Genomic DNA, 23,165 nt, shown 5'->3' with positions numbered 1-23,165 from the left:
TCGACCAGTGGTGCGTTCCAAGATCGACTAAAAAATCTCATGCAAAAAGGCCGGGCGTTCAGCGCCCGGCCTTATTTGCTATTTGCTCTTTCGTCATGTCCGGGACGAGCCCGGAATGCGGAAAAGGGGTGTTGTCAGCCCAGAATGTCCTGTGTGGCGCGCAGAAAGATCTTTGCGCCGATCGGGATGAGGTCGTCGGGGAAATCGTAGTTCGGGCTGTGCAGGGCCGTCAGCGTCTCACCCGAGCCGAGGAAGAGCATGGCGGATTTCGACACCGCGCCGAAACGGCCGAAATCTTCCGAGCCGCGAAACGCCTGGCCGGCCTCGTGGGTGACGCCTTCCGCGTCCATTGCCGCCCGCAAAATCGCGGCTGCTTCTGGATCATTGATGCAATGGCCGAAGACGTCGTGATAATCGATCTCTACCGTCAGGCCGCTCTCCGCTGCCGCCTCGCGTGCAAGATTTTCGGCGGCCTCGACGAGGGCGGCCATCTGGTCGTCGGTGGAGGTGCGCAGGGTTGCCCAGACTTCTCCATGGGCCGGCGCGATGCCGAAGGCCGGTTCGCCGATCGTGGCATGGGTGACGGTGACGCGGACAAGGTCACCGGTCTCGATACTGCCGCTTTGGGGACCGGTTCCGAGCGCAGTCAGCGCCGGCATCAGCTTCGACACGGCGTTGACGGGCGAAATGCCGGTCTCGGGTGTCGAGGCATGCGCGGTGCGCCCGGTGAGCACGATCCTGATGCCGCGCGAGGCGCAATTGGACTGTCCATCCTTCAGCCAGGCATGGCCAAGCCTTATGCCCGGCATATTGTGCAGCGACAGGCTGTAATCGGGCGTGAGCGCCTTGAACTTTTCGTCTGCAATGACGGCGGCGGCACCGGCGCCGGTCTCTTCGGCCGGCTGGAAAAGCAGGATGACGCGGCCGCGCTTCGGCCGTTCACGCCCGAGCCGCCGGCCGACGGCGGCAAGCGTCGCCATATGCCCGTCATGGCCGCACATATGGCCCTTGCCGGCGATTTTCGATCGATGATCGGGCTCGCCGATCTCTTCGATCGGCAGGGCATCGAGTTCGGCGCGAATGAGGACGGTCGGGCCGGTTATGCCGCTGTCGTAGATTGCCGCGACCCCCGTGCCGCCAAGGCCCTCGATGATGGCGTCGGGAGCCGTGTCCTTGAGGAAGCGCACGACTTCGCGCGCGGTCTCCACTTCCTCGCCCGAGACCTCCGGCATGGTATGCAGCTTGCGCCGCCAGGCCGTGAGTTCGACGATATCCTGATTGGTGAGATACATGGAGCCGCTCCCTTATGTCCGATTTCCCTCATCGATTATGCCTAGAGCCTTTCCTTGTTAGATTGAAGCATTCTGTTGGCTCAAGCGGAGTCGGATGGTCGCCTGGCCGGCGCGCGTCGTAGCTGCGGCATACGGCCAAGCCGGCCAGGCGATCAGCCGGCCCGGTTCAGCCAACCCCGAAGGGGCCGGGCATCTTTCCGCCGGGATCAGAGGCGATCGGCTCGGACGTACCCAGCGGTATGCCCTTCGCCAATCGCCTCTGCCCCAACGAAAACCTGCTCCGGCAGAATGCTTCAATCTAACAAGGAAAGGCTCTGGCGAGGCTGGCGGGAGGCGGCAACTCTCTTTTGGTATCGGTCCGTTTCGTGTCAGTCGACTTCCAGTTCGCCGCGTTCCATCCTGTCGACGAGATCTTTGAACCATGCGAGGAAAGACGGTGCTGCGACCGGACGATCGGCATCCGCGTGCCAGAATTCGATGACGCGGCCGTGAGGATCGGCAGTGTCCACGATGTAATTGTCGCCGCCGCCATTGTGGGTGAAGGGGACCCACTCGCGTTTCCACCAGTCGGGGCTTTCGAAATCCGTCCCGATCATGCCGTCGAGAGTTTCCTTGGTCTGGCTGCTGCTCTGCAGCGAGATGAAGGCGTGATTGTCGACAAGTGCATCTGATTCACCGTCCGGCAGATCTGGATATTCGGGAATTCCGTTTTTCCATTTCCACAGGGCTCTGAGAGCCGCCGGCAATTTTAACCCGTGGCGCGCCTCGTAGGCATCGAGGTCTGCATCCGAGACGCCGGGCTGCAGCGCGGCATAAAAAATCGGCCGGTTTTGTTTCAGCCAGCGATCGGCGCGCGCGATAAGGTCGGCAATGTCGTCCTGCGGGTCATCTTCGACAATCGCGATCGCGCCGGTCGCCGTGCTGTCGGGCTCGGTCTTTGGCGCAATCGGTGCCGGTGGAAAGAACATGTCCTTCAGCACCAGCCTGAATGGCAGGCAGGCGGATTTTGGAAATGGGCGGATCATCTGGCCCTTGGCGACCAGCGGCTTCAGCTCCGGCATATGGTCGTTGATGAATTCGACCGCCTGCATGATCGCCGGTTCGACAAACAGGTCGGTCTCCTTCGAATCCGGCAGGGTGATGAAACCGGCGCCATCCCAGCATCGCGCCGTCTTCATCGGCAGCACCGTGAAGGCGTAGGAATCCGAACCGGTGTTGATATGCGTCAGCTGATAACCGCCGCGTCGAAAATACCCGTCGTAACGGGCAATCAGGATCGGGATCGCGGTATATTTCTCGCCGAGTTTTTCGGTGTCTGCCAGAAAGGCGTCACGCTCGGTCTCCGTCGGCGTCGCAAGGCCGACGCCATCCAGCATGTCGTCGAACGTGTCGGTGACATTGGTCCAGCCATCCTTCCAGTCGAATATGTCCAGCCGCCGTTCGAGGCGCGGATGATCGAGCTGGATGTCATAGGCATAATGCAGGATGAGGAAGGCATTGTGCATCTCTTCGACATCGAACACGCGGCTTGCCGTTTGCTCGAAACGCGAATCGTTGATCGCAGCGTCGCGGTTCGTTTCCAGAAGCTTTGCCATGTCGACGACATCGCGGTCGTTCAGCCCGAGCATGCGGGCAAAACGCACGACCTCGCTGTCGCGGGTTCCCTGCTGGCCGTTATAGACCCACCAGCCGATGATGCCGAAGACGAAAGCAGCACCTGGAATGGCGACGCAGAGAAGGAAGATGACGAAGATCTTGATACTGCCGAAAAACGCCCGCAAACGCCTGAACCCCATGCCATTGCCACCTGGCCCTTTGCCAAGGGGCGATATGGAACAATCGGCAGGGATTGCCAGAGCGTTCCTGCCTCGATTCTGACCTGATGGCGGATTTTACTGGGAGGCATGATTTTGAAGCCACAGGCTGATTTCATTCATCTATTGGAGCGACCAATGCCATTTTTTCAAAGCCGTATTTCCATCCTGCCGGTTGCCGGTCTTGCTCTCCTCATATCCTTTGCGGGCCAGGCCGCAGCGCAGCAGGCGGGGCAGGGGATTTTTGCCGGGGCGCGGGCCTGCCGGGCCGATATGCGCAAGCTCTGCGCCGATGTCGCGCCGGGCGGCGGACGCATCATCCAGTGCCTGCGGGACAATGAGAGCGCGCTTTCTCCTGGCTGCCAGCAGGCGGTGGTCGGAATGCAGACGTCGCCCGCCGGCAATGACGGTCAGGCGGGCGGTAAACGTGCGGAAGACAAGGGGCCGCCGGCGCTTCCCCAGGGCATGACCGTCATGCGTGATCTCGCCTATGGCAAGGCGCCGCAGCAGAGGCTTGATGTCTACCGGCCGGCAAAGGCGCAGAATGCGCCGGTCATTGTCATGCTGCATGGCGGAGCCTGGGCTTTTGGCACGAAGGAAGCGCGCGGCGTCGTTGAAAACAAGGTCGCCCATTACCTGCCCAGGGGCTATATCTTCGTCTCGGTCGAAACCCGCCTCGTGCCCGATGCGGATCCGTTGGCGCAGGCGGACGATCTCGCTGCGGCGCTCGCGAATGTGCAGAAAAATGCTGCGTCATGGGGTGGTGATGCGTCAAAACTGGTGCTGATCGGCCATTCGGCCGGCGCGCATCTGGTGGCGCTGCTTTCGGCCGATCCTTCGATCGCCGCCAAGGCGGGCGCAAAGCCCTGGATGGCCACGATCGCACTCGACAGCGCTGCCTATGACATTTCCGAGATCATGAAGGCCCGCCACGCGAAATTCTACGACAAGGCATTCGGGGCCGATCCTGCCTATTGGGCAAAAGCCTCACCCAGCGTGCAGATTGCCAAAACGCCGGAGAAATCGCCGGCAGGCCGCATCCTGCTCGTCTGCTCCAGCCTGCGCAGCAATTCATGTCCCCAGGCGGAGACGTTTGCGAAAGAAGCTGGAGGGAGGGCCAAAATTCTGCCGGTCGCCTTGCGGCATATGCCGATCAACGCGACGCTCGGGGCCGACAATCAGTATACCAAGGACGTCGATGCGTTTCTGGCAACGCTGGGGCTGAAGTAACGGGCGGTGAGAAATTATTAGCCGGCTTTGTTTTCGACGTAACGGATGAGCATGTCGACGAAGGCATCGAGATCCGCCTCGGTCGTGCGGTGGTTGACCAGCGCACAACGCACCACGAGCTGACCGTCGATCGTCGTCCACGAAGGGGCAGCCAGCCCCTCCTCCTGCAGATCGAGAACGAGCTCGCGAACGAAATCCGAACCCTTGCCGCGAATGCCGAAACAGACGATGTTGAGCGCTACCGGCGCCTTGATCTCGAAAAACTGGTGCGCGGCAAGGCGGGCGGCGAGGTGACGCGCATTGGCGCAACTTCCTGCGATCGATTGGCCGATCTTTTCGGTGCCGAGCGTCTCGATCGTCATCCACGTCTTCAAGGCGCGAAAACCGCGAGAGAGATCCGGTCCGAGGTCGCAGGGCCAGGTTTCGCCCGCCGCAAGGCCGCGATCGGCGCGCTGCAGATAGGCGGCCGGCTGGGCAATTGTGCGTTTCTGTGCCGCCCCATCCCGAACCAGCAGGAAACCGGCATCATAGGGAACCTGACCCCATTTGTGGAAATCCAGCGCCACCGACTGGGACTTTTCGATCCCGGCAAATTTGGGACGCAACTCGTCCGACAGGACGGCCAGCGCACCGATCGCGCCATCGACATGGAACCACAGGTTTTCGCGCGCGGCGATATCGGCGATCGCATCGAGCGGATCGACGGCGCCGGTATTGACCGTGCCGGCCGTGCCGACGACCAGGAAGGGCAGAAGGCCCGCAGCTCGATCCGCCGCGATCATCATCTGCAGATGTGACATCATCATCCGCCCGGACGCATCGACTGCGACCTGGCGCAGATTGGCCGATCCAATGCCGGACAGCTGCATCGCCTGCGCAATGCAGCCATGCGCCTCCGCCGACGTATAGGCGACGAGCTTTTGGCCCGCAGCCCCGAGACCTTCGCTGCGGCTTCCGACACCGAGCTTTTCGGTCTTGGCGATCGTCACGGCCAAAAAATTCGCCATGGACGAGCCGGTGACGAACAGGCCGTTTGCCGTTTCCGGATAGGACAGCGCCTCGCGCATCCAGCCGACGATCTGTTTTTCGACATCGATGCCGACATGATCACGGCCACCGCAATTCATGTTCAATCCGGCCGCAACCATTTCCGCCACCATGCCGACCGGCGTACCGGCGCCATGCACCCAGCCCATGAAAAGCGGATGCAGGTTGCCGGTGGCATAAGGCATGATCTTCTCCCGGACATCGCCGAGCACGACATCGAGTTCGCGCGGCGCACGGGGCAGGGATTTTCTGAACGCGTCCCGGTTTTCCTGCGGCTGCGGTTGCCAGACGAGGTTTTCGCGCACAGAGGCGATGTGGGAGATGACGTCGTCGAGCATGGCGTGGGCTTGCTCCCGAAAGTCTGTCCAGTCGGTGGGGTCGAGGCTTTGCGCGACTGGCTGTGCGGTTAGGCTGTCTTCGGCATCCCATGACGAAGACTTATGCGTATTGCCCATTCCCATGCGACACCCGACTGGATCGGCGAATGGACAATGATTGCCCCGCCCGGTTGTTCGACCGGGCAGCTCTTTTCAGAGCCGCCCGCTTATCGAACATGCTGTCGCAGCGATGGCTTGCTTGGGACTGACCAAGGCTGGGGTGCCCTGTGGCAGTTAACTCGCCTTCTCCACAAACCCGTCCAGCACCCGTTTCTGCCCAGCGCGATCAAACTCGATCGTCAGCTTGTTGCCTTCGATGCCGGAGACATTGCCGTTGCCGAACTTGATGTGGAACACCCGGTCGCCGACCTTGAATTTGGACGGCGTGTCGGTGGTGGATTTGGCGACGAGCTCGCCGTCGATCGTGCGGCCGCGCGGGCCGCTTTCGCCGTAACCGATGCGTTCCACCGCATGGCCGGAGCGGGAGCCCCAGTTGTCGCGGGTGGCGTCGCTCTTGTTGGCCTGGGCGCGTTTCCAGCCGGGTGTGGAATAGTTGTTGGCGAAAGGTTCGGCCTTGTCGAAGCGCGACTGGCCGTAGCCACCGCGGCCACCATACCCGCCGTAACTGCTGTCCGGAGCTGCCGCGACATCGACATGGCCGGCCGGCAGTTCGTCGAGGAAACGCGAGGGCATGGTCGATTGCCATAGGCCGTGAATGCGGCGGTTGGAAACGAACCAGATATGGCAGCGGCGTTTTGCACGGGTGATGCCGACATAGGCGAGGCGGCGTTCTTCCTCCAGACCGGAACGGCCGCCCTCGTCGAGCGCGCGCTGGTGCGGAAACAGGCCTTCTTCCCAGCCGGGCAGGAAGACGGTGTCGAATTCCAAGCCCTTGGCCGAATGCAGCGTCATGATCGACACGGCATCGAGATTTTCGTTCTGCTCGGCATCCATGACGAGCGAGACATGTTCGAGGAAGCCGCGCATGGATTCGAAGGCTTCCATCGAGCGGATCAGTTCCTTCAGGTTGTCGAGCCGGCCCGGCGCTTCCGCCGACTTGTCGTTCTTCCACATGTCGGTATAGCCGGATTCCTCGAGAATCTGCTCGGCCAGTTCCGTATGCGGCACGCTTTCCAGCCGTGTCTGCCAGTTCCTAAAACTCTGGACGACATCGAACAGCGCCTTGCGCGCCTTCGGTTTCAGCTCGTCGGTCTCGACCATTTCGGCCGCCGCCTGCAGCATCGGCACGTCGCGGGCGCGGGCACTGTCATGCAGGTAACGGATCGTCGTGTCGCCGAGGCCGCGCTTCGGTGTGTTGACGATGCGCTCGAAGGCCAGATCGTCGGCCGGCTGGCAGACGAGGCGGAAATAGGCCATGGCATCACGGATCTCGAGCCGCTCATAGAAGCGGGGGCCGCCGATGACGCGATAGTTGAGGCCGAGCGTGACGAACCGGTCTTCGAATTCGCGCATCTGGAACGAGGCGCGCACGAGGATCGCCATGTCATTCAGTGCATGTTTCTTGCCGTCAGCATCGCCGCGCTGCAGCCGCTCGATCTCTTCGCCGACGGCACGGGCTTCCTCTTCCGAATCCCAGGCGGCGTGGACCTGCACCTTCTCGTCATCGGGATCGACGCGGTCGGTGAACAGGGTTTTTCCGAGCCGCCCCTCATTATGGGCGATCAGATGGCCGGCAGCGCCCAAGATATGTTCGGTGGAGCGATAATTGCGCTCCAGCTTGATCACCTTGGCGCCCGGAAAATCCTTTTCGAAGCGCAGAATATTGTCCACTTCGGCGCCGCGCCAGCCGTAGATCGACTGGTCGTCATCACCGACGCAGCAGACATTCTGGGGCACGTCCTTGGGACGCTGTGCGAGCAGCCGCAGCCACATATACTGCGCCGTGTTGGTATCCTGATACTCGTCGACGAGGATGTAGCGGAACCGCTGGTGATATTCCTTCAACAGATCCGGCGTCTTGCGGAAGATGGCGATTGGATGCAGGAGCAGATCGCCGAAATCGCAGGCATTGAGGGTTCTGAGGCGCGCCTGATAGGCGGCGTAAAGCTCGCGGCCCTTGCCGTTGGCAAAGGCGCGCGCATCACCTTCCGGAATATCGGCCGGCAACAGAGCCTTGTTCTTCCAGCCGTCGATCATGCCCGCGAACTGTTTGGCCGGCCAGCGCTTGTCGTCCAGACCTTCGGCCTGGATCAGCTGCTTGATCAGCCGCACCACGTCGTCCGTATCCAGAATGGTGAAGTCCGAGCGCAGGCCAACGATTTCCGCGTGGCGGCGCAGCAGTTTCACCCCGATCGAGTGGAATGTGCCGAGCCAGGGCATGCCTTCGACAGCGCCGCCGACGAGAACGCCGATACGCTCCTTCATCTCGCGCGCCGCCTTGTTGGTGAAGGTTACGGCAAGGATCTGGCTCGGATAAGCACGGTTGGTCGCAAGGATATGGGCGATGCGGGTGGTCAAAACCCGCGTCTTGCCGGTGCCGGCGCCGGCCAGCACGAGAACGGGGCCGTCGAGCGTCTCGACCGCCTCGCGCTGTTCCGGATTGAGGCCGGACAGATAATCCATCTGCGGACGGTTCTGGTCACGCGCAGCCATGGCGCGGGCGGCAATGCCCAGGCCAGTATTGGGAGCGCCACCGCTGCCAGCGACCGGTGCTGGCGGGGCGGCATTGCCCGGCTGCTTGCGGGGCGCGGGTTCCGGCTCTTCGTCGAAGAACGGAATATCGTCGAAACTGTTACTCATGCGGCCAATGTAGTGATTCGGACCCGAAAGACCAGACGATGTTCTCTTTTCATTCCGGAATTCGAGGTGGAAAGCTGTGGGTGGGCTATGATCCGATCTTCCGCGGCTATCTATCGGCAGCGGTTGAAACTCGATTTCGGCTTTGTATTATCGTCTCATAGATCTTTCATTCGGCCGATTTTCAAAATGGATTTCAAACTCATCTATGGAAGCGCTGCGCCACTGCCGAGAGTTCCCTTTCTCGTCGGTTTCGTTGTGTCCATCGTCGCTTCTATACTCCTGCTGTTCGTCCTCGCTGGAGTGACGCCTTATGCCGAATGGTTCGCCGAGAGCTTCATGTTTGCCGTGCTGCTCTGGCTAAAAGCCAGAAGGCTGGCCGATATAGGCATCGCTCACCGGTCATTGGCGATCGGTGCGGTGCTGTTTGCCATGGCCATCAGTTATGGTCTGATGCAGTTTCATCCAGTGGCGGGCAGGATTGCTGTGCTGGCCTATCTTTCATGTCTGTTCGTGATGCCGTCGAACTGCAAAATGGTTCAGGCGCCTGCTCATTAAGCGCAGATGTCATATGGCCGCATTGGGGTAGAAGAGCGACGCTCAGCCTCGACCTGACCCGGTTATCCCCAAAAGTTGCACCAATTCTGACATAAGCGTGAGATATCGTGAGGTTAGATTTCTGCCCGGTTTGCCGCGCCACCATTGCTTGTTGAGGGCGAAACGGGAATAATTCCCGGCAAAACCTGCATTTGCAATATCGAGGGAACGGCATGCGGATTTGGAACCAGCTTGTGCTTTGTGCAGCATTGCTTGCGGCAGGCCTCTGTCTATGGGTCTACCTGTCCGCCGATGCCGCGCGCACGCTGGTTTCGATGGGAATGCCGGAAGCCGTCGTCGTTGCGGTCAATCCGCAAGCGGCCGAGCCTGCCGAGGCACCTGCCGCCGGCAGCGGCGCTGCTGCCCGCGCCATGCAGGGCCAGACTTCCGGTTCGGGCGCCGGTCGGGCTGGCGAGGCGAGGGCGGTGCTGGTTGCCGTCCGCCCGGTCGGCATGAGCGTCATCAATGATAATCTGTCGGCGATCGGCGATGGCGAGGCGATCCAGTCGGTCATCGTCATGCCGCAGGCAACCGGGACGGTGAACGAGATCCTCGTTTCTTCCGGCAACCGGGTGAAAAAGGGCCAGGTTCTCGCCCGGCTGGATGATGAGGAGCAGACGATCCTGCGCGATCAGGCGGCCGTCGTGCTGCGCAGCGCGCGCGAAAAATCCGCGGCCTACAAGAACCTCCAGAGCTTTTCGCGGCTTGACGTGCTCGATGCGCAGATCGCCGCCGAAACGGCGCAGCTTGCCGTTACCAATGCCGAACTGGCGCTCAAGCGCCGCGCGGTCGTGGCGCCGATCGACGGCATTGTCGGCATTGTTGCGGTCAATATCGGCGACAATGTCACGACATCGAGCAATGTCGTAACGATCGACAACCGCTCCGAACTGCTCGTTGATTTCTGGGCGCCGGAACGTTTTGCCGTGCAGGTGAAACCCGGCATGCCGGTTTCGGCCTCGTCCATCTCGCGGCCGGGCCAGGTGTTTCAGGGCGTTGTCGATGCGGTCGACAACCGCGTCGATCCGGCCAGCCGCACCATCCGCATCCGCGCCCGCATTCCGAATGGTGAAGACCAGTTGCGTGCCGGCATGTCCTTTGGCGTGACGATGCGTTTCCCGGGCGAAACCTATCCATCGGTCGATCCGCTTGCCGTGCAATGGGACAGCCAGGGTTCGTTCGTCTGGCAGATCGTCGACATGAAATCGGTGAAAACCCGCGTGCGGGTCGTGCAGCGCAATCCCGACGCCATCCTCGTTTCCGCCGAGCTGAAACAGGGCGATCGTGTCGCGATCGAAGGCCTGCAGCGTGTCCGTGAGGGCGGTGCCGTCAGGATCACCGGTGAAAAGCCGCCGGAGGTCGCCAGCCGATGACATCCAGCGATCGCCCCAACCATACACAGCATCCGCAGAATGCCGCTGCAAACGGGTCGTCCCATGGGCAGGCTCCGTCGAAACAGGGTTTTACCGCGCTTTTCGTGCGCCGCCCGGTTCTGGCCGCGGTTCTGAACACGCTTCTCGTCGTTGCCGGTCTTGCGGCGCTGGTCGGTATCGAAGTGCGCGAACTGCCGGATGTCGACCAGCCGGTCATCAGCATCCGCACCACCTATGACGGCGCTTCGGCCCAGACCATGGACCAGGAGGTGACCGACGTCATCGAAGGTGCCGTCGCGCGCGTCAGCGGGCTCAAATCCATCTCGTCGGAATCGCAATATGGCCAGAGCCGCGTGACGCTGGAATTCAACGACAGCGCCGATCTCGCCGTTGCCGCCAACGACGTCCGTGATGCGCTCGGCCGTGTCACCAACCAGATGCCGGAGGATGCCGACGAACCGCGCATCATCAAGGCGGATTCCGACAGCCAGCCGATCATGCGGCTTGCCGTCACCTCCACGACTTTGTCGATGGAAGACCTGACGCTCCTGGTCGATAACGAGATTTCCGACAGGCTGGCCGCCGTCGACGGTGTTGCCGATGTCGAACTTTATGGCGATCAGGAAAAGGTGTTTCGCGTCGATGTCGACCAGACGGCGCTGGCGAGCCGCGGGTTGACGATCGCCGACCTGTCGAAATCGCTGGCAACTGCGGCGATGGACGTGCCGGCCGGATCGCTCGAATCGACGACGCAGGACATTGTCGTGCGCGCCACGGCCAACCTGACCAAGCCGGAAGACTTTGAAAACGTCCTGATCGGCGACAATATTCGCCTGCGCGACGTCGCGACCGTCATGCTCGGACCGGATGACGGCACCACGGCCTTGCGCTCCAACGCCGTGCCGGCCGTCGGTCTCGGCGTGCTGCGCCAGGCGCAGTCGAATACGCTCAGCATTTCCGAAGGCGTGCGCGAGGCGGTTGCAGCCCTGTCCAAAAGCCTGCCGGAAGGCACGCGGATCGCGATCACCAGCGATGATGCGGTCTTTATCGAAGGCGCATTGCACGAGGTCGAAATCGCGCTCGGACTGTCCGGCATCATCGTCGTCGTCGTCATTTTCCTCTTCCTGCGCGACTGGAAAGCGACCCTCATTCCGGCGCTGACCATGCCGGTCGCCCTGATCGGCACGCTGGTCGCCATCTACATGGTCGGTTTCTCGATCAACATCCTGACGCTGCTTGCGATCGTGCTGGCGACCGGCCTCGTCGTGGACGACGCGATCGTCGTGTTGGAAAACATCGTGCGCCGCCGCGCCGAAGGCATGGGGCCGCGGGCTGCGGCCGTGATCGGCACCCAGGAGGTGTTTTTCGCGGTTCTGGCGACCACGGCGACGCTTGCCGCCGTCTTCATCCCGCTTTCCTTCCTGCCCGGCCAGATGGGTGGCCTGTTCCGCGAATTCGGCTTCGTGCTGGCCTTCTCGGTGGCGCTCTCGTCGATCACCGCGCTGACGCTTTGCCCGATGCTGGCCTCGCGCATGCTGACCAAGCCGATCAAGGAAAATCATGGCGGTCTGCTCGGCCGGTTCGGCACGCTGTTTGCCGGTTTCTACAAGGTGACGCTGGCGGCCTGCCTCAATGCGCCGGCGATCGTCGTCGTGGTGGCACTGCTGTTTGGCGCTGCCGGGTACATGGCTTTCAGGACGGTGCAGAGCGAGCTCACGCCGACCGAAGACCGCGCCATGGTGATGCTGCGCGCCACGGCGCCGGAAGGCATCAGCCTGCAATATATGCGTGACCAGCTGCGCCAGATCGAAGAAAAGCTGCAGCCGCTGGTCGATTCCGGCGAGATCAAGAACGTCTATTCGATCTCGGGCCAGGGCGGTTCGGCCAATAGCGGCTTCATGGTGCTGACCCTTGCCCCCTGGGGAGAGCGTGAGCGCAGCCAGGCCGAGATCGTCAAGGATATCAATGCGGCAACGGCCGCCGTGCCGGCGCTCCGGGCCTTTGCCACGCAGCAGAACAGCCTTCGCATCCGCGGTGCCGGCAATGGTCTGCAGATGGCGCTGGTTGGTACCAGCCACGAAAAGCTCACCGAAGCCGCGATCAAACTCGTCGATGCCTTGCGCGAAAGCGGTTATTTCGACACGCCGCGCCTCAACAACGAGCCGAGCCAGGCGCAGATCGCCGTCACCGTCAACCGCGAGCGGGCGTCGGATCTCGGCATCGACATCACCAATTTCGGCACCTCGCTGCAATCGCTGCTCGAGGGCCGTTCGATCGTCGACGTTTTTGTCGATGGCGAGGCGATCCCCGTCAAACTGACCTCGACGACGCGGCCGATCGATGATCCGACCGATCTCGAAGGCATTTTTCTGAAGGCCAAGGACGGCCGCATGGTGCCGATGTCGACGGTCGCGACGCTGGAAGAACACGCCGTCTCGCCGCGCCTCGACCGCGAACAGCAGCTTGCCGCCGTCTCCTTCTCCGCCAACCTGCGCGAAGGTGTTTCGCTCGGGCAGGCCGTGGGTGTGGCCACGGCGCTGGCCGAACCGCTGATGCCGGCCGGATCACGCCTCATCCCGCTCGCCGAAGCAGCAACGCTCGAGGAAAATTCGAACGGCATGGCGCTCACCTTCGGTTTTGCCATCGCGATCATCTTCCTGGTTCTGGCGGCCCAGTTCGAAAGCGTGCTTTCTTCGGTCATCATCATGTCGACCGTGCCGCTTGGCCTTGCCTGCGCCGCCTTCGCGCTGGTGATTACCGGGTCGAGCCTCAACGTCTACAGCCAGATCGGCCTTGTCCTGCTGGTCGGTGTCATGGCGAAGAACGGCATTCTCATTGTCGAATTCGCCAACCATCTGCGCAATGAAGGCGCCAATTGCCGCGAGGCGATCGAGCGGGCCTGCTCGCTGCGCCTGCGCCCCGTGATGATGACGATGATCGCGACCGTCATCGGCGGCGTGCCGCTGGTTCTCGCCAAGGGCGCCGGCGCTGAGGCACGTATCGCCCTCGGCTGGGTGATCGTCGGCGGTCTCGGTTTTGCGACGCTGGTGACGCTCTATATCACGCCGGTCGCTTATCTTCTCATCGCCCGCTTCGCCAAGCCGCAGGCGCATGAGGAACAGCGCCTGCATGACGAACTGGCCAATGCCGGCCGCAAGCCGGAACAGAAAGAACAGCCGCTTCTCGCCGCCGAATGATTTTCGGCGGCTTCCATGCAGGGGTGGTCGCGTGAGGTGAGAGCCTGACGTTACGGAAGGCTGCTATTTGCCTTCCTTTACGGCAAGCAGCTTGTCGAGCTGGCTCGCCAGCACGGCATCGCCATCGCGGTCGGCGGCCATCTTTTCGAACACGCCGGCCATGCCGTGAAAGATCTGCGAAGCCGCATCGTCAGGCCCCAGAAATTCCGCGATCTCGCGCATCTCCGCCACCCAGCGATAGGCCTTCTGGTACATGTCGGGAATGGAGGCGCTGAGCCGCTTGTCGATATCCGGCACGCTTTCGGCAATCTCCCGCTTGAGGCTTTCGTCGGCACCGTTGCGGATCGCGCCGAGCATCATGGCCGTGCCGAGGCCGGTCATGCCCTTGGTAATTCCGGCATAGGACATTTTCAGCGCCGAAGCGGCGCCGATACCGCCATCGATACGGCGGACCACGAGCCCGTGGTCGGAGAGGCGCCGGGTGTGGTTCTCGCTGTCGGCGCTGACATAGAATTTCGGATCATAGCCCGGACGGGGCGGGCCGCCGATGATCGAGCCATCGATCACTTCGACCGGCGTGCCGGCACATGTTTCCGCCACCTGTTTCATCGTTGCCGGCGCAATCGCGTTGCAGTCGATGAAGACGACCGGTTTCGCCAGCCGCAGCGATTCCGCCGCGACGGTTTTGGCGACCCCGAGGGCTTCGGCGGGTGGGACGATCGACAGCACGAGATCGGCGCCGATCGCCTCGGTCAATGTCGTCGGTCGCATGCCGGCCGCCTTTGCCCTGTCGAGCGTGGCAGTGGAACGACCTTCGAGAAAGGTCAGGACAGTCGCGCCACCTTCGGCAAGCCGGCGTCCGACCGCACTTCCCATTGCGCCTGCACCGATAACCGTGATCGTCGCCATGCCGGTCTCCTTGCAACAATGCCATTTTCTTATTGGTAGGGGGCAGGCAGCGCGGATCAAGCGGTTTGTGCGATTATTTTGCCTAACGGCGCGCAAGTGCTTCCCGCAGCATGTCGAAAAGGCGGTCGTCCAGCGACTGCGACACGTTGAAACGCATGAAGCCGCCAAAGGATTGCGAAGCGCTGAAGACATTGCCGGGCGCAAGCACGATGTTTTTCGCAAGTGCTGCGCGGGCAATCTCGCCGGCGTCCAGCCCGTCCGGCAATCGGCACCACAAAAACATGCCGGCCTGCGGTTCGATCCATGGGGTGATGCCGAGTTTCTGCAACTTTCCAGAAACCTCGACGGTCGCACGGGACAGGCGTGCGCGCAGCACATCCAGATGCTTGCGATAGCCGCCATCGCTCAGCACGTCATGAACAAGTTCCGCCGCCAGCCTGCCGCCGCCGAAGGTCGTGGCGATCTTCAAATCCGTCAGACCCTCGATCCAGTCCGGTTTGGCGGCGATAAAACCGCAGCGCGCCGAGGCCGAAAGGGTTTTGGAAAAGCTGCCGATATGGATGACCCGGTCGAGCCCGTCGAAGGCGGCAAGCCGCGGGGCAGCCACATGCTCGAAATCGGCAAAGATGTCGTCTTCTATGATGGTGAGCGAAAACTGTTCGGCCAGTTTCAGCACACGATGGGCCGTGACCGGCGAGAGCGTTGCGCCGGTTGGGTTATGGATGCCGGAATTGGTGATGTAGAGGCGCGGCCGGTGTTCGGCGAGCGTCTTTGCGAACAGGTCGAGATCGGGCCCGTTCGGCGTATAGGGCACGCTGACGATTTTTGCGCGGTGGGCCCGCAGCAGCGCCTGAAAGTTGAAATAACAGGGATCGTCGATCAGCACCGTATCGCCGGTTTCGAGCAGGAAACGGCAGAGGAGATCGATCGCCTGCGTGCCGGATTCCGTCAGCATGATCTGGTTCGGCGGGGCCTCGATACCATGCTCGGCCATCCGCCGCGAGATCAGCCGGCGCAGGGGCGAGAGGCCGAGCGGTGGGCCGTAGTCGGACAATGCCGTGGCATCGCCGCGCGACAGCGTGCGTAACGAACGGCGGATTGCGTCTTCCGGCAGCCATGAGGGCGGTAGCCAGCCGCAGCCGGGTTTGAGGTCGTTTTCCGCCGCTTCCAGCGATTGCCGCGAAACCCAGAAGGGATCGACGGCACGGTCGAGTTTCGGGCCGATCTCGGAAAGGGCGAGCGGCGCGGTCTGGTTCGCCACATAAAAGCCGGAGCCCGGGCGGGAGGTGATCGCACCTTCGGCGACCAGCCGGTCATAGGCATCCACCACGGTCGAGACCGACACTTTTAGCGATGCGGCGAGGCTGCGGACCGAAGGCAGCTTTGCGCCCGGCGTCAGGCTGCGTCCGGCAATGCGCTGGCGGATCGTCGTCATCACCAATGCGGTCCTGCTCTGGCCGGCGCCGGTTTCGTCTCCCGTCTCGACCTCCGGCCTTTTTGCCTGTGCGGAATTGTCCATCGTGATGCGTACTGCTCCATGCACCATAACAGTTTCCAAAAATTGTATCAGACTGTTTCTGTGCGGGCGAGGGGCGGGGAGCGATAACCGGAGTGACAAATGACATGATTTGCATGGGATAAGAGAGGTTTCCGACATGGACCGGACGACGAGCGGATGGATCAACGGGTTTCTGGGCGTGCTGATCTTCAGCGGCTCGCTGCCGGCGACACGCGTGGCGGTGATGCAGTTCGATCCGGTCTTTCTGACCGTTGCCCGCGCTGCGATCGCCGGCCTGCTGGCGCTTCTGCTTCTGCTCGCCTTCAGGGAAAAACGGCCGGCGGGGAGGGATATCGTTTCGCTCATCGTCATCGCGCTTGGTGTCGTCGTCGGCTTTCCGCTGCTGACGGCGCTGGCGCTGCAGCATGTCACCTCGGCGCATTCGATCGTCTTCATCGGCCTCCTGCCGCTGGCGACGGCGATCTTTGCCGTCCTGCGCGGTGGCGAACGGCCAAAGCCGGCCTTCTGGGTCTTTGCCTTGCTCGGCAGCGCGCTGGTCGGCGGCTTTGCCCTGTCGCAGGGTCTGATGGCGTCACCGCTCGGTGACGGACTGATGCTGGCGGCGATCGTCGTCTGCGGGCTCGGTTATGCGGAAGGCGCGCAGCTGTCGCGAAAGCTCGGTGGCTGGCAGGTGATTTCCTGGGCGCTGGTCATTTCGCTGCCGGTGACGATCCTGATCGCGCTGTTCAACCTGCCGGAATTTTCCGGCATCGAAATGCCGGCCTGGCTCGGCCTCGGTTACGTGACACTGTTCAGCATGCTGATCGGCTTCATCTTCTGGTATCGCGGCCTGGCTCAGGGCGGGGCCGCTTCCGTCGGCCAGCTGCAGCTCCTGCAGCCGTTTTTCGGCCTGGCCCTGGCGGCTCTCGTTCTGCATGAGAAGGTCAGCGGCTTGATGGTGGTGGTGGCGCTTGCGGTTATCCTGTGTGTTGTCGGGGCGAAGAGGTTTGCGCGGTAGGTGAGGGAAGCCCAACGGGTGTGGGATGGGGGTGTTTGGCGCAGCCCCTCATCCGGCTGCCGCCACCTTCTCCCCGCTAGCGTGGAGAAGGGTATGCCGCTCCCGCTCGCTCCTCATCGACCGTACCCATTTCCTATCCACCACCTCGCTTGGGGCAGGTCCCCTCTCCCCGCAAGCGGGGAGAGGGCTAGGGTGAGGGGCCGACGCACACACAAAGGTGCGCAAATATGGGGAAGTTCAGAACACCAGATAAAGCAAAACCAACACCTTGCACGATTTCACCTCCACCTCATTCCCACCACCCCTAAAATCCTCCTCGTCCTGCTTCGGCTACACCGGCACGCATCGCCGGCGAGGCGGGACCGGTGATCCGGTCGAGCGCTGTGATGCAGGCGTGAGATCGGAGGCTGCGCAGAAAATGGTCTGCCTCTCGCCTGAACAAGGAGGGACGTGCGTGTGTCGCACACATGCGATAGCTGGTTCCGGTCGGGGCTGACATCCCAACCGGGGCTTGGATCGCCGCAGACGGACCGGAGTTGCGCGGAAAAACCACCGAACGGGACACGGCGCGTGTCACATATAAAATTTCAATTCGAGGCACCCGACGTGTCCCGGCCGAAATTTTGAAAACCGAGATCGCCAAGGGCTCATTTTGCCCGCTCGCATCTGCGTGATCTGCACCCTCTTGTTCTTTCTGGACAAACGGCCAACCGTCGCCTAACCAGACCCCATCGCGTGCAGGAGATTTTTGGTCATGGCAGTTCGGGATGTCGTCGCAGGTGAGCGGAACGAGGCGGGGATCGCAGCCGTTCTCGGAATCCTGAAACAGGGGTTTGGCGAGCGTTTCCAGACCGGTCAGTCGTTTCGCGAACAGCATGCCCATACGACCACCTATCTGCCGGCGCAGCTGCCGGATGGCGTCGTGTTTGTCGAGACCAGCGAGGACGTCCAGTCGGTGGTGAAAACCTGCGCGGAACATCGCGTGCCGCTCATTCCCTTCGGCGTCGGCTCGTCGCTGGAAGGTCAGGTGAATGCGCCGTCGGGCGGCATTTCGGTCGATTTTTCCCGCATGAACAAGGTTTTGCGCGTGAGCCCGGAGGATCTCGACGTCACCGTCGAGCCGGGTATTACCCGCGAGGAGCTGAATAAGGAGCTGCGCGATACCGGCCTGTTCTTCCCGATCGATCCCGGTGCGAACGCCTCGATTGGCGGCATGGCCTCGACCCGCGCTTCGGGCACCAATGCGGTGCGCTACGGTACGATGAAGGACAATGTCCTGGCGCTGACCGTCGTCAACGCCAAGGGCGAAGAGATCCGCACGGCGCGACGGGCGAAAAAGTCCTCGGCCGGTTACGATCTGACGCGGCTTTTTGTCGGTGCCGAAGGCACGCTCGGTGTCATCACCTCGATCACGCTGAAACTGCAGGGCATTCCGGAAAAGATCGGCGGCGGCGTCTGTGCTTTCCCGAGCATCGAGGATGCCTGCAATGCCGTGATCATGACGATCCAGATGGGCATTCCGGTCGCCCGGATCGAGCTGCTCGACGATGTGCAGATCCGCGCCTGCAACGCCTATTCGAACCTCGCCTATCCGGAAAAGCCGACGCTCTTCCTCGAATTCCACGGCACCGAGGATACGGTGCGCATCCAGTCGGAACAATTTGCCGAGATCGCGGCGGAAAACGGCGGCGACGAATTCCAGTGGACGGCCAATGCCGAGGAGCGGACGAAGCTCTGGAATGCCCGCCACAATGCCTATTGGGCGGGCAGGGCGCTTGACCCGTCGCTGAACGGCCTGTCGACCGATGTCTGCGTGCCGATCTCGCGGCTGGCCGAATGCGTGGCCGAAACCCAGGCGGATATCCAGAGCTCCGGCCTGCTGGCACCGATCGTCGGCCATGCGGGCGACGGCAATTTCCACGTCCTCGTGTTGTTCGACGACAAGGATCCGGCGTCCGTCGCCAATGTCGAGGCGTTTACGGCACGGCTCAGCCGCCGGGCGCTGGCCATGGACGGAACCTGCACCGGCGAGCACGGCGTCGGCCAGGGCAAGATGTCCTATCTCGACGAGGAACTGGGCGGCGCTGTCGATCTGATGCGCACGATCAAGACGGGGTTCGACCCGGACAATATCTTCAATCCGGGCAAGATTTTTCGCATTGCGAAATAAGCGCTTCGCGAATGATTGACTTGCCGGGTTGTGCCGTCACACTACTCTTTCGAGAGAGATAAAGGGAGATATTGAGCGGTGCTCGGTCGGATCATGCTGGGATTGGGCGGCCTCATCGTCGTGGCATTGTTTGCGGCGTTGCTTGTGCCGTTCTTCGTCGACTGGTCGAGCTTTCGCGTCGCCTTCGAGGATCAGGCGAGCCGCATGCTCGGCAAGAAGGTTTCCGTGCATGGCTCGGTCGATGCGCGCATCCTGCCATTCCCGTCGGTGACCCTGCATGACGTGCGTGTCGGCCAGGATGTCGACGGCCAGCCGCTGGTGCAGGTGGCGCAGTTCTCCATGGACATGGAGCTTGCGCCCTTCCTGTCGGGCGAAGCGCGTATCTTCGACATGCGCATCGACCAGCCGAAGGTGAAAATCCGCATCCTGAAGGATGGCACGCTGGAATGGCTGCGCGGCAGCAAGGCGTCGCTCGATGCCCGCCGCGTCGTGCTGGAAGACGTGCATATCAAGGACGGTTCTTTCGAGATCATTGACGAGCAGTCGGGCCAGAAGCGTTTCGCGACCAGCGTTTCCGCCAATTTTTCGGCCGGTTCGCTGCAGGGGCCTTGGCGCGGCGAGGGCAATGCGATCTTCGATGGTTACGAGGCGAAATTCAGCCTGACCAGCGGCGAGGCCAATGGCACGACGCGGGAAATGCCGCTCAGGCTGCGGCTCCTGCCGGATGCGCAGCCGGTCGAGCTCAATCTCGACGGCGTGCTGACGACCGCCGAGAACAAACCGGCCTATAACGGCAAGTTCAATCTGACCTTCCTGCAGGAAGAGGACGAAAGCGAACCGGTCAAGGCGCCACCGCCGGGACCGCGCGTTTCTGGCGAATTCCAGCTGACCAGCGACCGGGCGCGCATTCCGCAATACCGGGTCGATGTCGGCCCGACCGACAATCCCTATACCGTGACCGGCGAAGCGACGCTCGATACGGGCCTCAAGCCCGAATTCCTGCTCACCGCCGATGGCCAGCAGATCGACGTCAACCGGCTGAGCGAAGGTGGTGGTGCACAGGGCAAGACGGGCCGTGATCCGGCAGCCTCCGCCCAACGCCGCATCAATGCCTTTATCCGCATGGCCGCATCGATCCCGATCCCGCAGGTGCCGGGACGGGCCAGCCTGAAACTGCCGGCGATCGTCATCAACGACACGACGATCCGCGACATCCGTCTCGACGTGCGCCCGGCCGGCCGCGGCTGGACGGTCGACAATGTCGTCGCCACGCTTCCGGGCCGTACCCAGCTGGAAGGCAAGGGCGTGCTCAACCTGCGTGACCGCACGTCTTTCGTCGGCGACATGCTGGTCGCCTCCAGCCAGCCCTCGGGTCTTGCGGACTGGTTGTCCGGCCGCGTCGATCCGGCCATCCGCCAGCTGCGCTCGGCCGGCTTTTCGGCCAAGGTCAATCTGACGCCGGAGCTGCAACGGTTTGAAAACCTCGAACTGGCGATCGGTGCTGCAACGCTGAAAGGCCGGCTGGAGCGGCAATCGCAATCCGGCCAGATGCCGAACCTGTCGATGGCGCTTGCCGGCAACGAGATCGATATCGATGCGATGCGGGCGCTGGCCTCGCTGGTGACCGGCGACGATGCCGGGCAGGACATTTTGGACCACCGCATTGCCGCCACCCTGAAGGCGGACCGGTTCACCGCCTTCGGCGTAGCCGCGACGGGTGTCGATACCGCGTTTACGGTGGCACAGGGCGTGCTGTCGCTGGAGCGGCTGAATGTCGGCAATATCGAGGGTGCAAAGATTGCTGCCAAGGGCAGGGTGGAGGGGTCGCTTCTTTCCTATGGCGGTTCCGGCACCGTTTCCTTCAAATCCGCCGATCCGTCGCGTTTTCTCACCATGCTGCGTGACCGGCTGCCGCGTCATCCGCTGTTCGATCGGCTGGCCGCAAATGGTGGCTGGTATGCCAATACCGATCTTGCCGCCGATATTTCCGTCGGCGGCGGCGGTCTGGGTGGGGCCGAGATCAAGCTCAAGGGAACGGCAAATGGCAGCGCGGTCAACGCCGATCTCACTCTGCCGGGCATTTTTGACCTGACCGGCGGCAATGATATGACGCTGACGGCCTCGCTCGCCAATAACGACCCGACCGTGCTGTTCGGCCAGGCGGGTCTCTCCCCGCTTCCCTTCGATGGCGACGGTGCCGGCCGACTGTCACTTTCCGTTCGTCAGCCGAATGATGGTCCGGCCGCGACGGAACTGAGTTTCGAGACACCGAAGACAGCGTTGAAACTGGCGGGCAATATCGGCATCCAGAGCGATGATTTTGGAAATGGCCGGGCGCATCTGTCTCTGAAGAGTGCGGATATCGAACCCTATCTGCTGATCTCGGGTATCGGCCTGCCGGATTTCGGCAGCGGGCTTGCAACCAACCTCGACGCCGATCTGACGCTTGATGCGCAGGCATTGAGGGTGACCGGCCTCAAGGCGGATCTGGCCGGCAATCGCGTCAGTGGCGAATTGTCGATGGACAGGCAAGCCGCTGGAGCGCCGGTGACCGGCAGGATCGATGCCGACAGTCTTGACCTCGCTTGGCTCGGCGGTGCGGTTTATGGCCCGCTGGTCGATGCGGCGAGCGGCGGCTTTTCGAAAAAGCCGTTCGAGAAGCCGATGTTTGCGGCTGCAGATGTCAGTCTGGCGCTCGGTATCGGAACTTTTAATGCCGACGCTCTCGGACTGGTTTCGGATTTCAAGGGCAAGCTGACACAGAAGGGCGGCGTGCTGACCATCGATGACGGCAGCGGCAACTGGCGTGGCGGTACGCTGTCCGGCCGGCTGATGATGTCGAACGGCGAGGGCACCGGCATCGTACAGCTGAAGCTCGCCGCAAAGGATGCCGATCTTTCGTCCATTGTCTGGAAGCCGAAGGGCGAAGCTGTGGCGACCGGGCGCGTCGGGTTCGATGCGACGGTGGAGGCGACCGGCAAGAACCTGCAGGACATGCTGCATGGTCTGAGCGGCTCGGGAGAGATGCGCATCGCCGGTCTTTCCGTCGGCGGGCTCAATGCCGCGGCGCTGCCGGCGATCATGGCCGGTGCGGACAAGCTGCAGGGCGAGATTACCGCCGACAGAGTGCGGCCGATCGTGACCAGCCTCGTGCCAGAGGGCCGGGTGGATCTCGGCGCCGTCACCATTCCCGTGACGATCAGCGGCGGCGAGGCGCGGGTCCAGAATGTCTCCGTGAATGCCGGCACGACAAAGATCTCCGGCGAGGGTGAATTCAACCCGATCGACAACCGGATGAGTGCCGTGCTCGGCCTGACTTTCGATCCCGGCGATGAAGCGGTGAGCGGTGGTGATCCCACGGTTCGGCTGAATTTCAGCGGCCCGATCGCGGCACCGCGCCAGGAGATCGACGTGTCGGCCATCTCCAATTTCCTGTCGCAGCGGGCATTCGAACAGCAGCGCCGGCGGGTCGAGACTTTGCAGGCGAGCGTGCTGGAAAAGCAGCGGCTGCGGCGCGAGGTGGCGCTCTACAATTTCCGCGCTGTCGAGCGGCAGACGGCAATGGACAGGGCGGCTGCGGAAGAAAAGGCGCGCCATGCGGCCGAAGAGGCCGAACGCGTGCGGATCGATGCGCAGCGCGCTGCCGCCCAGCGGGCCGGCAGATCGACGGAACAGCCGCGTCCGGCGGGTGGCGGCCAGCAAGCCGCGCCGCCGCCCTTCACCGTATCGCCGACGGATGACCTGTTCCGGCAACCGCCATCCCAGGATGCCGGGCCTTCGGCCAATCCGAGCCTGCCGGGCGTCGGGCAGTAATCGTCGAACGGGAATCCTGATCACATTATATTTTTGCGCGCATTATCGTCTGGCGCTCGCAAAAGTATTGTAT

Annotated in this window: 13 protein-coding genes; 7 read left to right on the top strand and 6 right to left on the bottom strand. The window is 62.4% G+C overall.

Translation table 11 applies throughout. The features are described from left to right. Positions 1–134 precede the first annotated feature (134 nt). Together FHW37_RS11815 and FHW37_RS11800 are read right to left on the bottom strand one after the other, a co-directional pair. Positions 135–1,292 carry an amidohydrolase gene (locus FHW37_RS11815; RefSeq protein WP_145636487.1) on the bottom strand — a complete coding sequence of 386 codons (1,158 nt, stop codon included), beginning with the start codon at positions 1,290–1,292 and terminating at the stop codon, positions 135–137. Between the two features lie 368 nt (positions 1,293–1,660). After that, positions 1,661–3,088: an SMI1/KNR4 family protein gene (locus tag FHW37_RS11800; RefSeq protein WP_145636485.1), complete on the bottom strand. Its 1,428-nt coding sequence runs from the start codon at positions 3,086–3,088 to the stop codon at positions 1,661–1,663. 156 nt (positions 3,089–3,244) lie between these two features. Here FHW37_RS11800 and FHW37_RS11795 point away from each other — a divergent pair, with 156 nt between their 5' ends. Then, entirely contained in the window at positions 3,245–4,336 is a 1,092-nt protein-coding gene (locus FHW37_RS11795) for an alpha/beta fold hydrolase (RefSeq protein ID WP_186458231.1), read from the top strand. Positions 4,337–4,353: 17 nt separating this feature from the next. On the opposite strand, the gene FHW37_RS11790 is transcribed toward FHW37_RS11795, so the two are convergent. Together FHW37_RS11790 and FHW37_RS11785 are read right to left on the bottom strand one after the other, a co-directional pair. After that, the gene (locus tag FHW37_RS11790; protein ID WP_145636480.1) at positions 4,354–5,838 is read right to left on the bottom strand and encodes a pyridoxal phosphate-dependent decarboxylase family protein; all 1,485 of its coding nucleotides are present in this window, start codon (positions 5,836–5,838) and stop codon (positions 4,354–4,356) included. A 156-nt stretch (positions 5,839–5,994) separates the two neighbouring features. Further along, positions 5,995–8,520, bottom strand: a complete 2,526-nt coding sequence (locus FHW37_RS11785; RefSeq protein WP_145636478.1) for an ATP-dependent helicase — start codon at positions 8,518–8,520, stop codon at positions 5,995–5,997. 186 nt (positions 8,521–8,706) lie between these two features. Between FHW37_RS11785 and FHW37_RS11780 the strand changes: the two genes are divergently transcribed. The 3 genes from FHW37_RS11780 to FHW37_RS11770 all read left to right on the top strand — a co-directional run bounded on the left by FHW37_RS11780 (position 8,707) and on the right by FHW37_RS11770 (position 13,684). Further along, positions 8,707–9,075: a hypothetical protein gene (locus FHW37_RS11780; RefSeq protein ID WP_145636476.1), complete on the top strand. Its 369-nt coding sequence runs from the start codon at positions 8,707–8,709 to the stop codon at positions 9,073–9,075. Positions 9,076–9,287: 212 nt separating this feature from the next. Continuing rightward, the gene (locus FHW37_RS11775; protein ID WP_145636474.1) at positions 9,288–10,487 is read left to right on the top strand and encodes an efflux RND transporter periplasmic adaptor subunit; all 1,200 of its coding nucleotides are present in this window, start codon (positions 9,288–9,290) and stop codon (positions 10,485–10,487) included. Next, on the top strand, positions 10,484–13,684 hold the full coding sequence (locus tag FHW37_RS11770) for an efflux RND transporter permease subunit (protein WP_145636472.1): 3,201 nt from the start codon (positions 10,484–10,486) through the stop codon (positions 13,682–13,684). The genes FHW37_RS11775 and FHW37_RS11770 overlap by 4 nt, the downstream gene beginning before the upstream one ends. A 63-nt stretch (positions 13,685–13,747) precedes the next feature. On the opposite strand, the gene FHW37_RS11765 is transcribed toward FHW37_RS11770, so the two are convergent. Next, positions 13,748–14,593 (bottom strand): NAD(P)-dependent oxidoreductase, encoded by an 846-nt coding sequence (locus tag FHW37_RS11765; RefSeq protein WP_145636469.1) that lies wholly within the window; start codon positions 14,591–14,593, stop codon positions 13,748–13,750. 82 nt (positions 14,594–14,675) lie between these two features. Next, the gene (locus FHW37_RS11760) at positions 14,676–16,028 is read right to left on the bottom strand and encodes a PLP-dependent aminotransferase family protein (RefSeq protein WP_432442857.1); all 1,353 of its coding nucleotides are present in this window, start codon (positions 16,026–16,028) and stop codon (positions 14,676–14,678) included. A 220-nt stretch (positions 16,029–16,248) separates the two neighbouring features. Here FHW37_RS11760 and FHW37_RS11755 point away from each other — a divergent pair, with 220 nt between their 5' ends. The 3 genes from FHW37_RS11755 (at position 16,249) to FHW37_RS11740 (ending at position 23,092) form a co-directional block, all read left to right on the top strand. Continuing rightward, positions 16,249–17,109, top strand: coding sequence for a DMT family transporter (locus tag FHW37_RS11755; RefSeq protein WP_145636465.1), 861 nt, complete (start codon positions 16,249–16,251; stop codon positions 17,107–17,109). Between the two features lie 754 nt (positions 17,110–17,863). Continuing rightward, the gene (locus FHW37_RS11745; protein ID WP_145636463.1) at positions 17,864–19,279 is read left to right on the top strand and encodes an FAD-binding oxidoreductase; all 1,416 of its coding nucleotides are present in this window, start codon (positions 17,864–17,866) and stop codon (positions 19,277–19,279) included. Between the two features lie 78 nt (positions 19,280–19,357). Further along, complete coding sequence (locus tag FHW37_RS11740; RefSeq protein ID WP_145636460.1) at positions 19,358–23,092, top strand: AsmA family protein; 3,735 nt, start codon at positions 19,358–19,360, stop codon at positions 23,090–23,092. Positions 23,093–23,165 lie beyond the last annotated feature (73 nt).

Origin of the sequence: Neorhizobium alkalisoli (assembly GCF_007829835.1) — a bacterium.
In the GTDB taxonomy this organism is placed as follows: Bacteria; Pseudomonadota; Alphaproteobacteria; order Rhizobiales; family Rhizobiaceae; genus Neorhizobium.
The sequence above is the reverse complement of the archived record's forward strand: the minus strand, read 5'-3'. Positions and strand labels throughout refer to the sequence as shown.

What these genes read in the sequence shown, in the direction of transcription:
- FHW37_RS11775 (WP_145636474.1), top strand. Translation starts at nt 9,288, where the DNA reads ATGCGGATTTGGAACCAGCTTGTGCTTTGTGCAGCATTGCTTGCGGCA.
- FHW37_RS11815 (WP_145636487.1), bottom strand. Translation starts at nt 1,292, where the DNA reads ATGTATCTCACCAATCAGGATATCGTCGAACTCACGGCCTGGCGGCGC.
- FHW37_RS11765 (WP_145636469.1), bottom strand. Translation starts at nt 14,593, where the DNA reads ATGGCGACGATCACGGTTATCGGTGCAGGCGCAATGGGAAGTGCGGTC.
- FHW37_RS11780 (WP_145636476.1), top strand. Translation starts at nt 8,707, where the DNA reads ATGGATTTCAAACTCATCTATGGAAGCGCTGCGCCACTGCCGAGAGTT.
- FHW37_RS11790 (WP_145636480.1), bottom strand. Translation starts at nt 5,838, where the DNA reads ATGGGCAATACGCATAAGTCTTCGTCATGGGATGCCGAAGACAGCCTA.
- FHW37_RS11770 (WP_145636472.1), top strand. Translation starts at nt 10,484, where the DNA reads ATGACATCCAGCGATCGCCCCAACCATACACAGCATCCGCAGAATGCC.
- FHW37_RS11760 (WP_432442857.1), bottom strand. Translation starts at nt 16,028, where the DNA reads ATGACGACGATCCGCCAGCGCATTGCCGGACGCAGCCTGACGCCGGGC.
- FHW37_RS11795 (WP_186458231.1), top strand. Translation starts at nt 3,245, where the DNA reads ATGCCATTTTTTCAAAGCCGTATTTCCATCCTGCCGGTTGCCGGTCTT.
- FHW37_RS11800 (WP_145636485.1), bottom strand. Translation starts at nt 3,088, where the DNA reads ATGGGGTTCAGGCGTTTGCGGGCGTTTTTCGGCAGTATCAAGATCTTC.
- FHW37_RS11785 (WP_145636478.1), bottom strand. Translation starts at nt 8,520, where the DNA reads ATGAGTAACAGTTTCGACGATATTCCGTTCTTCGACGAAGAGCCGGAA.
- FHW37_RS11745 (WP_145636463.1), top strand. Translation starts at nt 17,864, where the DNA reads ATGGCAGTTCGGGATGTCGTCGCAGGTGAGCGGAACGAGGCGGGGATC.
- FHW37_RS11755 (WP_145636465.1), top strand. Translation starts at nt 16,249, where the DNA reads ATGGACCGGACGACGAGCGGATGGATCAACGGGTTTCTGGGCGTGCTG.